This is a genomic window from Ruminiclostridium cellobioparum subsp. termitidis CT1112, from assembly GCF_000350485.1.
GTDB classification, from domain to species: Bacteria; Bacillota; Clostridia; order Acetivibrionales; family DSM-1351; genus Ruminiclostridium; species Ruminiclostridium termitidis.
Genome location: NZ_AORV01000054.1, coordinates 20,678 through 34,927, shown reverse-complemented (window position 1 = coordinate 34,927; position 14,250 = coordinate 20,678). Strand labels below are relative to the sequence as shown.

General features: G+C 38.8%; 11 protein-coding genes. 10 read left to right on the top strand and 1 reads right to left on the bottom strand.

Annotation, left to right across the window (positions count from 1 at the left end; genetic code table 11):
* Window positions 1-26: 26 nt before the first annotated feature.
* Window positions 27-1,046: a sensor histidine kinase gene (locus CTER_RS18920; protein ID WP_004628362.1), complete on the top strand. Its 1,020-nt coding sequence runs from the start codon at window positions 27-29 to the stop codon at window positions 1,044-1,046.
* Window positions 1,047-1,508: 462 nt separating this feature from the next.
* On the opposite strand, the gene CTER_RS18915 is transcribed toward CTER_RS18920, so the two are convergent.
* The gene (locus tag CTER_RS18915) at window positions 1,509-3,602 is read right to left on the bottom strand and encodes a glutamine synthetase III family protein (protein WP_004628259.1); all 2,094 of its coding nucleotides are present in this window, start codon (window positions 3,600-3,602) and stop codon (window positions 1,509-1,511) included.
* A 504-nt stretch (window positions 3,603-4,106) separates the two neighbouring features.
* On the opposite strand from CTER_RS18915, the gene CTER_RS18910 reads away from it, so the two are divergent.
* The 9 genes from CTER_RS18910 (at window position 4,107) to CTER_RS18875 (ending at window position 14,232) form a co-directional block, all read left to right on the top strand.
* Window positions 4,107-5,312, top strand: a complete 1,206-nt coding sequence (locus CTER_RS18910; protein WP_004628350.1) for a transglutaminase-like domain-containing protein — start codon at window positions 4,107-4,109, stop codon at window positions 5,310-5,312.
* A gap of 134 nt (window positions 5,313-5,446) precedes the next feature.
* Window positions 5,447-7,231, top strand: coding sequence for a sensor histidine kinase (locus CTER_RS27750; RefSeq protein WP_004628238.1), 1,785 nt, complete (start codon window positions 5,447-5,449; stop codon window positions 7,229-7,231).
* 133 nt (window positions 7,232-7,364) lie between these two features.
* The gene (locus tag CTER_RS18900) at window positions 7,365-8,555 is read left to right on the top strand and encodes a M24 family metallopeptidase (protein WP_004628447.1); all 1,191 of its coding nucleotides are present in this window, start codon (window positions 7,365-7,367) and stop codon (window positions 8,553-8,555) included.
* A gap of 45 nt (window positions 8,556-8,600) precedes the next feature.
* On the top strand, window positions 8,601-9,278 hold the full coding sequence (locus CTER_RS18895) for an AlkZ-related protein (protein WP_004628442.1): 678 nt from the start codon (window positions 8,601-8,603) through the stop codon (window positions 9,276-9,278).
* 192 nt (window positions 9,279-9,470) lie between these two features.
* Window positions 9,471-11,024 (top strand): hypothetical protein, encoded by a 1,554-nt coding sequence (locus tag CTER_RS18890; RefSeq protein WP_004628374.1) that lies wholly within the window; start codon window positions 9,471-9,473, stop codon window positions 11,022-11,024.
* Between the two features lie 201 nt (window positions 11,025-11,225).
* On the top strand, window positions 11,226-11,774 hold the full coding sequence (locus tag CTER_RS18885; RefSeq protein WP_004628229.1) for a hypothetical protein: 549 nt from the start codon (window positions 11,226-11,228) through the stop codon (window positions 11,772-11,774).
* A gap of 53 nt (window positions 11,775-11,827) precedes the next feature.
* Window positions 11,828-11,968 (top strand): hypothetical protein, encoded by a 141-nt coding sequence (locus tag CTER_RS28400; RefSeq protein WP_165585973.1) that lies wholly within the window; start codon window positions 11,828-11,830, stop codon window positions 11,966-11,968.
* A gap of 33 nt (window positions 11,969-12,001) precedes the next feature.
* Window positions 12,002-12,886, top strand: coding sequence for a LytTR family transcriptional regulator DNA-binding domain-containing protein (locus CTER_RS27145; RefSeq protein WP_004628386.1), 885 nt, complete (start codon window positions 12,002-12,004; stop codon window positions 12,884-12,886).
* Window positions 12,887-13,050: 164 nt separating this feature from the next.
* The gene (locus tag CTER_RS18875; protein WP_004628249.1) at window positions 13,051-14,232 is read left to right on the top strand and encodes a response regulator; all 1,182 of its coding nucleotides are present in this window, start codon (window positions 13,051-13,053) and stop codon (window positions 14,230-14,232) included.
* The last annotated feature ends 18 nt before the right edge of the window (window positions 14,233-14,250 follow it).

Here is a 14,250-nt window from a genome sequence, read left to right as displayed (position 1 = left end):
CAAAGCTGCCAGGATGGAGAGTTATCATGAATTTCAACAGAAAAATAGCCGTAATAGTAACTTTGTTTATCACTGTTAACCTGGTATACCTGTTTTACGGCATAATAATTTCCAAAAGCTTTATTGAAATCATTATAAATGTCTGCCTGATGTGCTTTGAAGCGGCTGCCGGTTTTATATTCTACACAGCAGTGAAAAAGCAGATGCAGGACGTCTTTTTGCAGCTGTCGGAGGTTATAGCTGCCATCACTGACATGCGGGAAACTGAAATATTTTCGGTATTGGATGACAATATGCTCTCAAAGCTGCAGTCCCAGGTAATAAAGCTTTCCGGAATTCTTAAAATGCAGAACAGCAAACTCGAAAAGGAAAAAAATGAAATAAAGTCCCTGATATCAGATATTGCACATCAGTTGAAAAATCCCTTGTCCAACCTGAATCTATATATTTCTTTTCTTAAAGATAGGTGTCTGGATGAATCAAGCAGACAGGAATATGTAAATAATATCTCCAACCAGCTGGAAAAGTTGAACTGGCTAATGGAAAGCATGATAAAAATGTCGCGGCTGGAGAGCGGGATCATTCAATTAAAGCCTGAAGAAAGCTCTGTTAATGAATTGCTGTTAACCTCCTTGAAGCAGGTTTATCACAAGGCTGAAAGAAAAGGTATGGATATGGAGTTCATCCCGGATGAAGATATTAAGCTGACAGCCGATATCAAGTGGACGTCGGAAGCCATTACAAACATACTGGAAAATGCAGTCAAGTATACGGGAGATGGCGGCAGAATAGCAATTAATGTTTATAAATATGAAATGTACGCCAGAATAGATATAAGAGACAATGGCCCCGGTTTTGAGGAAGCGGAGATAAATAATATATTTAAACGCTTCTACAGGGGTCCCAACGCCAGGCAGCAGGACGGAGCAGGTATTGGTCTGTACCTGTCCAGAGAGATAGTGACAAGACAGAACGGGTATATAAAGGTAAAGTCAAAACCTGGGGAAGGGAGTATCTTTTCAGTTTTTCTGCTGCTGAAAAGGTAAGGGATGATAATGAAGGGGATGTCGCAAAACTGACACAATTGAAATATATATGGAAAATTATAATCGTGCTCCCATACCAACTTCAATAAATGGATTGCTCACAAAGCACATACCTGAAATTTGTATGATTCACCACAAGTATTTTTAAGCTGTCGCAGAACACTCAACATCCTGTCTTGGGTTCTGCTCAAATCGGCTTCCTGCCGATTTGTCAGCTAAAACACTTGTGTTTCACCTACAATTTCAGGCATGTACTTTTAACAGAGCTTCCCATTTATCGAAGTTGTACTCGCGCACTATAAGTATTCCATTATTTACAATTCTCTCCTTTTGAGACATCCGTTTTACCATTTTAAGGATAAAGAAGGAACTGCTGCCAAGGTAAATAAAATGTATTCATTGTGCAACAGCCCCTTTAAATTATAAATTATTTTAGTTATTTAAACATGTTCCCGGCAAATGCTAAATGTTAAACAATATATCGGCATAGGTTGGGAATGGCCACAATTTTGAATCCACAATGCACTCAAGTTTGTCGGCTACAGCCCTTAGACTTCCCATTTGGGCAAATACTCCGGTTCTATAAAGCATAGCCTGTGCATAGCTGTCATGGGTTGCTTCCTGAGCCTCGGAAACCTTTTTGTCAAGCAGGGTGATTTCCTTGCTTAACTGTGTTGTCAGTGAAGTCACTTCTTTCAGAAGCTCGGCATTGGCACTGATATCGGCATCCACTCCGCAGCTCTTTATCTGGTTTATGGAGTTTGCCAGTTGGGCACCGAAGCTTATTACCGCCGGGAGGATTTGCCGTCTGGACATCTCCAGCATGGTCAGGGCTTCGATGTTTATTGTCTTTATATACTTTTCGAGGGATATTTCGTACCTGGAATGCATTTCCACTCTGCTGAATACCTTGTGCTTTTCCATAACAGAGATATTTTTTTCCTCCAGCAGACATTTTATGGATTCAACATAACTCTTGATATTGGGCAGCCCTCTTTTTTCAGCTTCGGCCACCCATTCCTCCGAGTAGCCGTTTCCGTTGAAAATAACCCGGCCGTTATGTTTAACAACATCTTTTATAATGCTGCTGACTTCAGCATTGATGTCCGAGGCCTTTTCCAGCCTGTCGGCGAAATTTTCCAGAACTTCGGCAACGGTTGTATTCAGGAAGAAATTTGAGGATGCGATGGAGGCAGAGGAGCCAACCATCCTGAATTCAAATTTATTGCCTGTGAATGCCAACGGAGAGGTTCTGTTTCTATCGGTTGTATCCCTTGGAAAGGCAGGCAGAGTGGATACACCGACGGTTAATTTACCTGCCTTGTTGGTACTTATATCTCCGCCCGAAGCAATCTGATCCAATATTTTTGTAAGCTCGTCACCCAGGAAGACCGATATTATGGCGGGAGGTGCTTCATTTGCACCCAGTCTGTGGTCATTTCCGGGGTTGCCTGCAGCAAGTCTCAAAAGGTCGGCATATTCGTCAACCGCTTTGATTACAGAACATAGGAAAATAAGGAACTGGGCATTTTCATGGGGTGTTTTGCCGGGATCCAGCAGGTTTTGACCGTCATTGGTGGACAATGACCAGTTATTGTGTTTTCCGGAACCGTTAACTCCTGCAAAGGGCTTCTCATGAAGCAGGCAAACCAGGCCATGTTTCAAGGCTACGGATTTTAACAGCTCCATGGTGAGCTGATTGTGATCGGTAGCTATATTTGCAGTGGTAAAAATGGGTGCAAGCTCATGCTGTGCAGGAGCAACTTCATTATGTTCTGTCTTGGCGGAGATACCCAATTTCCACAGCTCTTCATCAAGATCCTTCATGAAGGCTGAAACACGCTGTTTTATGCTTCCATAGTAATGATCTTCCATTTCCTGACCCTTGGGAGCTTTTGCACCAAAGAGGGTCCTGCCGGTAAAGATCAGATCCTTACGCCTGTCATAGATTTTTTTGTCGATAAGGAAATATTCCTGTTCGGGACCAACAGTGGGGGTAACCTTTGTAACCTTTTCGTTGCCAAAGAGGTGAAGTACCCGTATAGCGCTTTTAGAGAGACATTCCATGGATCTGAGCAAAGGGGTTTTCTTGTCGAGGGTTTCGCCGGTATAGGAACAAAAAACTGTAGGTATATATAAAGTATTGTTCTTAATAAATGCCGGAGAAGTACAATCCCAGGCGGTATATCCCCTGGCTTCAAAGGTGGCGCGCAAACCCCCCGAAGGGAAGGAGGAACCGTCGGCTTCACCCTTGCTCAATTCCTTACCCGAAAATTCCAATATGACCTTGCCATCCTCAGTAGGGTTGATGAAAGAATCATGCTTTTCGGCCGTAATTCCTGTCATTGGCTGAAACCAATGTGTAAAATGGGTTGCGCCCTTTTCTATTGCCCAATCCTTCATACAGCTGGAAACTACTTCTGAGATTTCCAGCGTGAGAGGAAGTCCTTCGTCAATAGTCTTTCTAAGTGCTTTATACGTGGCTTTTGGGAGTCTTTCTCTCATTACCGAATCGTTGAATACACTGGAACCAAAGATCTCACTTATATGACTCATAAATCACCTCATAAAAAATTATTAAAAGCAGCTTGGAAACCAAGTTACTTATTATCTTATTAATTTATACTCATATTAATTTATACTATTAAAAGATACAATTTTTTAATTATAATTGCAAGAGAAAAAAATCATTACGTCTTTTTGGGATTGAGATGATTTTTTTAAATAAATATGTATTGCCTGAAAATAGCTGTTTTTGTGAAAAATAAAAAATATTGTTTATGAAGGGTAATCGGAAAAATTGCAAGTTGCTTGATTTTTGCTTCAAAAAAATATGCCCATTTCTGACCATAATAATGTTCTTTTACAGAAATATTACCAAAGTCAATTACGGTTGAGAACTTTCGCATTCAGCCGATAGTAATTGACTTTTTAACAGGGAAATTTAAAATACGGGAGCAACTGTGCTATAATACTAATTATGTTAGCCTCAGGCTCTTTTTTGACATGTTCTCTCAACCGGAACAATCCAGAACTTAAATAGATATAATAAAGGTGGTAATGCATATTAACATAGATTTTAATCCCGTCAGCCTGATATTAATTGTTCCCGTGGCATTTATACTGATTTCGGCTTTGTTTACTTCATTCAGCCGTGACAGGATTCTAAACGGGTTTTATTCAATTGTGAACAATATTGAATTTATAACAGCCCTGCTGATAGCACTATTTATAACTAAAGGCATACTTTTTGATAAAAGCAATGCGGTTTTCAAATTTATTTATGATTTTTTACCTGCGGCTGTCAAATCCAGTTTGGCTGCCAATAATATTTATACTTATCTATGTGTTGCTTTTATAATTCTTATTATTGTGGTTCTCTTGCTAAGACTGATAACCTATCCCTTGTACAACTATGTTTTCGACGGTATTGCCAACAGGATATACAAATCCATGAGCTCCATGGGCCCCATCTCAAAAAAGTTGATTTCTTTAATATGCAGTGTTCCCAGAGCGCTGGTAACATTAATATGTCTGAGTTTCATATTTTACTTTTTTTCATATTACTTTACAGTGCCGGGACTCTCAAAATACATCGATGAATCCAGGGTGTTGAATTCGGTGTATGATACTGCTTTAAAGCCTGTCATTGATTCGGATGTTGCAAAGAAAATACCTGTAATCATAAATGACCAGTTCAACAAGCAGCAGGGTGCTGGTGAGCAAAGAGCAAAAATTGCCGAAAATATCAAGGATGCTCTTGGAAATTATAATATAAAGGTGATTCAGTACTTTAACGGTGTAACTCTGGATGATGCCGTAAAATCAACGCCTGAAATAGATAAGCTTGCTGTTGAGCTCACAAAGGGGGAATCCGGGGACTACCCAAAAAGTAAAAAATTATACAGATGGATAACAGCCAATATAAAATATGACTATGAAAAAGCGAGAAAAATAGCAAAGGAGACAAAGGATACACAATCCGGAACAATAATATGCTACCAGACCAAACAAGGGATATGCTTCGATTATTCAAGTTTATTTATATCCATGTGCCAGGCAAACGGAATTAAGGTAAGGCTGGTAACAGGGCTGGGATACAGCGGCCTTTCATGGGGAGATCACGCCTGGAATCAATTTTACGATTCCCAGTCAAAAAGATGGGTCAATGTAGACTGCACTTTTGGAGTAAACGGCGGAAATTACTTTGACACAGCAAAATTTTCTCTTGATCATAAAAATGATGAAATTCAGGGGGAGTGGTAATTAAAATCCTAAAATTTTTAGGAAAGTGTTAAATTACTTAGAAAATATAGAAATTAATGTAAGAAAGTAGTAAAATGATATAGATTCCATGAAAACATTTTAATATAATAGCTTCTGATAGGGGATTGAATAAAATGAGACTCAAATCAAAACATATTCCCGGGATAGATTTCCTAGCAATGATTTTTATATCAATTTTAATCATATTTGGAGCGTTCGGAATTATATCATATCAGAATACATCTATTGTCTTGAAAAATAGCATTGTTGATTCAAACATTTGCATGGCTGCCGATAATTCCAATCTGCTGAAACAGCATTTAAAAGAACTAAAGACAATTATTGAAGGAGTGAGCTTCAGAACTGAAATTCAGTCAATGGATTGGTCGGCCCAAAAGCCGGTTTTACTTGAAGAAGCTGAGAGATTAAATGTTATGAGGTTTCAGATAACAGATCTGGCGGGATATTCCCAATCCACCCCGGAAGGTCAGTTCGATCTGCCCGGCCTGGAAGGGGTTCATAGTGCCTTAAAGGGTGAAGCGTACATATCTGAGCCATTTCAGGAAAGTGCCGGCAAGAGGGCAATTATGGCGTGCTCTGTGCCCATAAAAAATAAAAAGAAGGATATTGTCGGAGCTTTGACAGCTTCATTGGACTCTCATTTTTTAATTGACAGTATAAGCAATTTACAGATGGGTGAAACCGGATTCGGATTCATAATAGATAAAGATGGAAGAATAATTGCATGCCCCGACAGGGAAAAATTACTGGCCAGGCAGTCAAATATCAATGAAAATCCCGAATTTGGAGATTTTATTCATGAAATGAGCTCCCGGGAAAAAGGATATGCCTTATACAATTACGCAGGAAAGGATTACTTTACTACATATTCAAAAATTGCAGATACCGAATGGTTTTTAGCATTAACAGCTCCCGAGCAGGAGGTTTTTCAAAAGCTGGATATCCTCAAAAAGAAGTTCTTTTCACTGATACTCATAACCATAACATTCTGTATATTTTGCTGTCTTTTATTAGCAGGGTATTTATTTAAAAGGAAAACTGTTCAAGATCTTGAACTTCGGGTTGAGGAGGATAAACGTCTATTAAAGGAATCCTCTGAGCTGGAAAAGTTAAGAACACAATTTTTTGCCAATATCACACATGAACTAAGGACTCCCCTTAATGTGATTCTGGCGTCGATACAGCTCTGTAAACTTTATTTTGAAAAGGAGAAGGAAACTCATAACGTCAATATGTCAAAACACTTAAAGACCATTAAGCAGAACTGTTATAGACTTATGAGGCTTGTAAATAATTTAATTGATACAACAAAGATTGACGTGGGATTTCTCGAAAAACATGCAGGCAATAATAACATAGTAAAAATAGTTGAAGATATAACCATGTCCATACAGGAATTTACCCAAAACAAAGGGATTAATCTGTCTTTTGAAAAAAATTCCGAGGAGAAGGTAATTGCCTGTGATGTAGATAAGATAGAGAGAATTATGCTCAATCTTATCTCAAATGCAATTAAGTTTACCGATCAGGGAGGCAGTATTTATGTTAAGGTTCAGGACAGAGGTGAAAATGTTGTAATATCCGTAAAGGATACTGGCATAGGCATACCTAGGGACAAGCAGGCTGCCATTTTTGAACGTTTTGTCCAGGTCGAGCAGACACTGACAAAGAATAAGGATGGCAGCGGTATAGGCCTGGCTATGGTGAAATCTTTTGTTGAGATGCATGGGGGTACAATAACTGCTGTCAGTGAGTATGGTAAGGGAAGTGAGTTTATTATAGACCTGCCTGTGACAACCATGGAAAACAAGAGGGATGAGTTTTACCTTGAGGAGGTTGAAACGCAGAGAAGGATCGAGCGTATAAATATTGAGTTTTCAGACATTTATTATTCATGAGCTGATATATTAATTTTTGTCTATCATTACTCCTTATGGTAAAATTAAGTTGGATGGAGCATTATTACATAACACTGCTATATAACATATAACAGATTATTCTTATTACAGCTGAAGGAGACTTTATTGATTAATGGATATAAAGGTTACTGAAAGAGAATTAAGGGATAGAATAGAAAGACTTTGCAAGGCAATCACCAAAAGGTATGACGAATGGGACACGGCAGTGATTTTAAGCCGTGTCAGTCAATATTATTTTACAGGTACCATGCAGGATGGAATACTTATAATAAAGAAGAACGGGGAGGCGATGTATTTTGCCAGGAGAAGCTACGACAGGGCAAGGATTGAATCGCCTCTTGCATGCATATATCCCATGGAAAGCTATAGAGATGCGGCAGCGGCGGCAGGCCGCGAGCTGGGAAATACTTTGTTTGAAACAGAACTGTTAACCGTTGGAACTCTGGAAAGGATTAAAAGGCATTTTTCAATAGAAAAAATGTACAGCCTGGACAACATTATTTTTGAAGTTAGAGCCATAAAGAGCCCATACGAACTACACTGCATGAAGGAATCCGGAAAGCAGCACCAAAAGCTGCTTGACGAAATAGTGCCTTCAATTTTGAAAGAAGGCATGAGTGAAGTGGACTTTACTGCAGAGTTATACAGGCACATGCTGAAAATAGGCTTCCATGGGGTTTCACGGTTTTCCAGATATCAGACCGAAATGATAGCGGGTCAAATCGCATTTGGCGAAAATTCTTTATACCATACGAATTTTGATGGACCTGGCGGCATGAAGGGGATGAGTGCAGCAGTTCCCATTATAGGCAGCAGGGACAGGTTTCTGAGGAAAGGTGATCTGGTTTTTGTGGATATCGGATTCGGAATGTATGGTTATCACAGTGACAGAACACAGGTTTACATGTTTGGTGAAACTCCATCTGCAGAAGTTGTCAGGGCTCACCGCAAATGCATTGAGATACAGAAACAGGCTGCAGAATTATTGAAGCCCGACAGCATTCCGTCCCGGATATATGAATCGGTAATGTCTGGAATAGAGGAGGAGTTTCTTGAGAACTTTATGGGCTTCGGGAGCAGGAAGGTCAAGTTCCTGGGCCATGGAATAGGCCTTCACATCGATGAGCCTCCTGCCATAGCGGAAGGTTTTGACAGCCCTCTTGAAGAAAATATGGTTATTGCCCTGGAACCAAAAAAAGGGATAGCCGGAGTGGGCATGGTAGGTGTTGAGGATACCTATATAGTGACTCCGGAGGGCGGACAGCTGATTACCGGCGGAGAAAAGGATATTATTGCAGTATGAAAACAGATGGATTACCGGACCGGTTAACCGTCAAAAGGAGTAATTATGGCTTTTATTAAAAATTACGGTGAATTTATAGAAAGAGTAAATGAGTTGGGTTTTATGCCATTATCAGATATACTTCCCGGTCTTCCTTCATTAGCCGCTGAAACCAGGAAAGAGGCCTGGCATACCGGTGATTTTGATACCGACCCCTGGTGCTGGAAGGATAAAGCGGCAGAAGAAAAGCAGCTGGCTTTTGGGTGTATTCTTGGAGGGCATAAGGGGTTTGTTTCGCCTGGCATGTATCCATACTTTTATGCTTGCTGCCGGCCGGAGGAAACGATGGAAGAAAGGTGGAGGCAGGGAGTGGTAAGCCCTGAGGTAAAAGAACTCTGGAAGCTGTTCGAGACTAAAACACTACTCAATACAAGTGATATAAGACGCGAGGCGGGTGTCGGTAAAAAAGGCGGCAGCAAAGTGGACCGTGCAATCGTTGAACTTCAAAAACACTATTATATCACTGTTGCAGGTAACCGGAGAAAAATCGGAAAATCGGGTGAGCCATACGGGTGGCCTGCAAATGTGTATGACAGGGTTGCGGATTGGGCTCCGGCCGGTTGGCTTGACAAATGTGCTGACCTGGAAAAAGCTGAGGCAGGATGTTATATAATAGATACAGGATTGAAAATGGGTAACAATCTAAAGGAAGCAGATCTGAGAAAAGTTTTGGCCATCAGATAATATGGGCAGGTTTATTCCGTTTCCGAAAGATCTACATAAAGATTAAATTTGTGTGACCGAAAATACTACTTAATACAGGTGTGTTATAATATACCAGTAAATACGGAAATTATTGCCATTGGGAAATATTGGAGGCTGCAACTTAACAATGGTATATTTCTGGTGAAGAATTTAGAATTGGAGGATTATTTTATGAAGTATGCAAATAAGGCAAAGATATTATTGCTGGCCGTGATTATGGCGGTCACGCTGCCTTTTTCAGCGTTTGCTGCAGGAGCAGAACCCGATTGGGGATGGACAGGCGGTATTAATACTGCTGTTGAAAACGGTAAAGCCGTCGAACTTAATAAAATATTCGAATACGGAGATCACAAAATAAAATTTGAAAATGCCGTTTGGGAGGACTATGCGCTTTTAGTAGCCTTTTCTGTTCCGGATGCAGACAAAGAGGATTCAGTCTTGCCGTCACAGATATCTCTTGTAAATGAAGAAGGAAGATCTGTAAGCCAGGGTCATGGCAGTGAATACGGCGGAAATGGAAAAGGAGTTCTGGAGTTTAATCTGAATAGGGAACTAATCAAGGGTGATAAATTATATTTAAAAATACATACGTTGCGCAAAGCAGGAAGAGAAAAGCCTGATTATACCTATACAATGGTGCTTGATAAATCCCTGTCCGCTGACGGAGCAAAATACAATCCCGGAAAAGAAATTAAAACGGACTATGGCACTTTAAAGTTTGTAACAGCAAGTAACTCAAGGGAAAGACTGAGTATCGATTATACTTTTGACTATATACAGGAAATAAAAGAATTAACCAAAAGTGATCCGGATACTAATATTTTTGTTCACGACTTATTCCCTCAAATCACTCTGACAGATGCCAACAAAAAAGTTTTTCGCGCCAATGGCAGAAGTTCGGGGGATGAAGGTAAGTATGGCAGCCTGTATTTTGACGGAATGCCTGAACTCAACAAACCGGTCACAATATCAGTTATATGCAGTGAGAAGGTTGCAAATTGGAGCCTGCCCATACCGGTTAAAAAGGCAGAAGTTGAAACTGTTAGTGTTAACAAGGAGTATAAAAGTGAGGGCGGCAGCTTTAAGATAAAAAACATATACCTTGGTTCGGCAAGCACTTATCTTGATTATGAATTTATACCGGATAAGGGTTATGAAGTGACCAGACTTGAGCCTTTGGTTTCAATGAACATAAGAAACAAAAATGTCCAGGGGTCAACTTCAAATGGCGATCTTGCCGGTAAAATAATATTTAAATATCCCATAACCCGGAAAGACCTTAAGGATGTAACGTTTTATGTGGATTCAGTAAAAAGAAGTATAAAATATGGGCAGAGCATAAAAATTGATTTTGACAAGACACCGGAGGATTATAAAATCAAAGTGGACGGTTCTGAAATTCAAGTGACAAATTTGAAAATCAAGGATGGAAAAACAACATGCTTTGATTTGGAGGTAAATGACAGCAACAGAAAATTCAGTGACTTTGATGTTGGAATAAAAGCTGATACTCAACATCTCTCATGGTCCTCAAGCTCGAGTTCGGATGAATTTAAAAATATTTTTGATAAGCTTAAAGAAGGATTCGGTCTGACCTCTCAGGACGGGAAAAAGTCACCGTTAAAGAAATCAATACAAGTTGATGGAGAACATAAAAAGCTCGAGGTTGAAATTGAAAGCCTTGTATACTCAGATTCATATAAAAGTGAAATCAAATTAAATTAATTTTAAAGCAAAAAAAATAATAGTTACTTTAACTAAACTGGCGTGCCTTCGGTTTACTACCGGAGGCATTGTCTATATATTTATCCGGATATATTATTAAATCCGTTTTTATTTTACGGCACCTTCACAGGTGTTTACTGTTTGACATATTTCCATATTTTGATAGAATGAAAGTATCTTCGGTATATGGAGGATTAAATTATGACTAGTGTTTTTATAGGCTTGGTATCGGCAGGGACTACTATAATAGTGCTGATACTTGGTGAATTGCTATTCGGTTCAAAAATTCTCAGCCTGATTGAAAGGCATCGGACAATAATAATAAGCGCGCATGACAACCAGGCGGCAGACCATAATAGAATATTGGAGGATACAAATGCTCTAAGAGTCGATAACAGGATAATTCTAAAGATTAGTGAAAACCTTAATGGAAAAATAGAAGCAATTGATAAAGATCTTGTAAATGAGAAAGAAAATAAACGGTTACAGTTTGAAAGACTGTCAGATAAGCAAAGGGAAATAAAAAACAGTCTGGATAGACTTGTAAGTTTTTCGGATGAATTTGAAAAAAAATCTATGGAGAATTCGAAGCTCTGGCGTGAAAAAGAAGAATTAAAGGAAGAAAATAGGGAACTGGGAAGGATTATAAAACTGCAGAAAGCAAGAATATCCGAATTGGAAAGAATTAATGAGATTCAAACTGAAGAAGTAAAAGATAAAATGGTGCACACAATGCCAGAAATAAATTAAATAAATTATAATTAAGAACTGTCGCACGTTCCCAAACAGGAGGTGCGTTTTTTATGCCCGATTTTGATGGTGTTTTGATGGGGCGGTCTGTTGATAAAAATATGCTGGTATGCAGAATACGAGACTTGATGAAGCAGGACAATTACAGATATAATTATAAAATTGGCAGAGGTATATTAATTATGTTGATATGATAGGGAGTAATAAATTCAAGGTGGATTGTTGAGATGAACGAGAAAATTGCAGCAATATTGTTAGTAGATGATGAAATCAATATATTAAGGGCTCTAAAACGTGTATTAGCCTGTGAGGGATATGAGATTCATTGTGCAACAAAATCAGATAAAGCTATAAAAATGATAGGCAGCAACAGGTACGATTTAATCATTTGTGACCAGAAAATGCCGGGATTGAGTGGTATAGACCTACTTGAGTATTCCAGCAGGGTGTCACCGGATACAATTAGAATTTTAATCACCGGATACTCGGATTTTAAAGTTATGGAGGATGCAATAAATAAGTGCAGAATTCATTATTATTTTCCAAAGCCGTGGGATAACAGTATTCTTATTGAGGTTATAAGAAAGACTCTCTCCGATAAGCAGGTTAAAGGGAAAAAGGACAGTATATTAAATAACTTGCTGGGCTATAAGAGTTACATAGAGGGAATTCTTAATATTCTTGACGGTTCCCGGAATATTTTTAAAGAGGAGGAATCTCCTGTTGAAAAAACAGAGGAAGAATATGACAAAGAGGAAATATTAACTCTCAAAAAGGATGACAGCATATTATTCCTGAAACCTTCAGAAATATATTACCTGGCATCTTCAGAGGGAAAAGTTACGTTAGTTACTGTAAACAGTCAATATTACAGCTGGGATTCTTTGAAGGCCTGGGAGGAAAAACTGAAGAATAACGGATTTTTCAGGTGCCACAGGAGTTATATAGTAAACGTTGCCAAAATAAAAAAAATAACCTCCTGGTTCAAGGATACATATAATCTGGAATTCCATGACATTGGCGATACTATCTACTCAAGTAAGTCATATATCAAACCTTTGAAAAAATTTATTCAGAATCAATCAGGTAGAAGGCCTGGTTTTACTGATTAAATTTGAGAATTATTACATTAAAACAGATAAAAAATGCGTTTCATAGAAAAAATGGTGCCCTTTATGGGAAAACCATTTTTTTTGTCTTTATTGCGTTGATAATATTATTGGATTAAGAAACAGAGTAATCATTTGAATTCTGGAATTTTCGGGGAGGAATGGGAATGAAAAAGAATATTCTTTTTGTGGACGATGAAAAACAGATTCTCAGAGCCGTAAACAGGTTGTTTATGGATAGTAAATACACTGTATTTATGGCCGATAACGGTGAAGATGCTTTAAATATCCTGGAAAAAGAGAATATTGATATGCTGATATCAGATATGAGGATGCCGGGTATGGATGGTTATCAGCTGTTAAAAGCGGTGAAAGAAGAGTTTCCTTCAGTTATAAGAATTATTTTGAGCGGATATGCCGAGGGAGAGGTGGTATTCAAGTCATTCCGGCAAAACCTTGCCAAGCTCTATTTGTTTAAGCCCTGGGATAATAGCCAGCTGATGTCAATTATAGACAGGGTGTTTGAGACTGAAAAAGTATTAAAGGATAAAAATCTTTTAAGCATTGTAAGCAATCTTGAGGAACTGCCTACCATAAGCGATACCTACAACCGGTTTTGTTCTCTTATTGATATTGATGCGGATGTAAGGGAGTTTTCAGCCTTGATCGAAGAAGATCCCAGTATTGCTGCAAAAGTATTGCACTATGCCAATTCAGCCTTTTTTGGTGCCAAGACCGGGTCCATAAGCCAGGCAATTATGTACATGGGTCTGGATAACATAAAAAATATAGTATTGACAGCTACTGTATTTGACAGGATGAATTCCCGTGAAAAGCTTTTGAATCTCAGGGAGGAATTATGGGAACATGCCTGTTTATGCAATAAAGCGGTGATTTTGCTGCATGAAAAACTTCTAGGAAAAAGACTTCCTGAAATATATGCATCAGCGGGTTTGTTGCATGATATCGGAAGAATAGTATTTATAAGCAATTTTCCTGAGGGGTATTCCAGGCTGATAAAAACTATAGACACTGATAAAAGCAAGTCCTTCGTTGATGTGGAAACGGAAGCATTTTCTGTATCTCACCAGGAAATGGGAGGGTATTTGCTGGATTGGTGGGAATTGCCCCTCCCAATAGTTGAAGCGGCGTTATATCATCATTCACCCGGTCTGGACAAAATTTTAAATAAGGAACTTGTATCAATTGTACATATTGCAGATTACTTTGTGTGGGAATTGATGGGCACAAACAGTATGAATTCTTTGGATATTGATGTCATGGACAATTTGAATATATCCATGGCGGAGTGCAGGAAAATTGTAAGGAATATATATAAAGGTCTGTAACTCATATTATGATTTGTT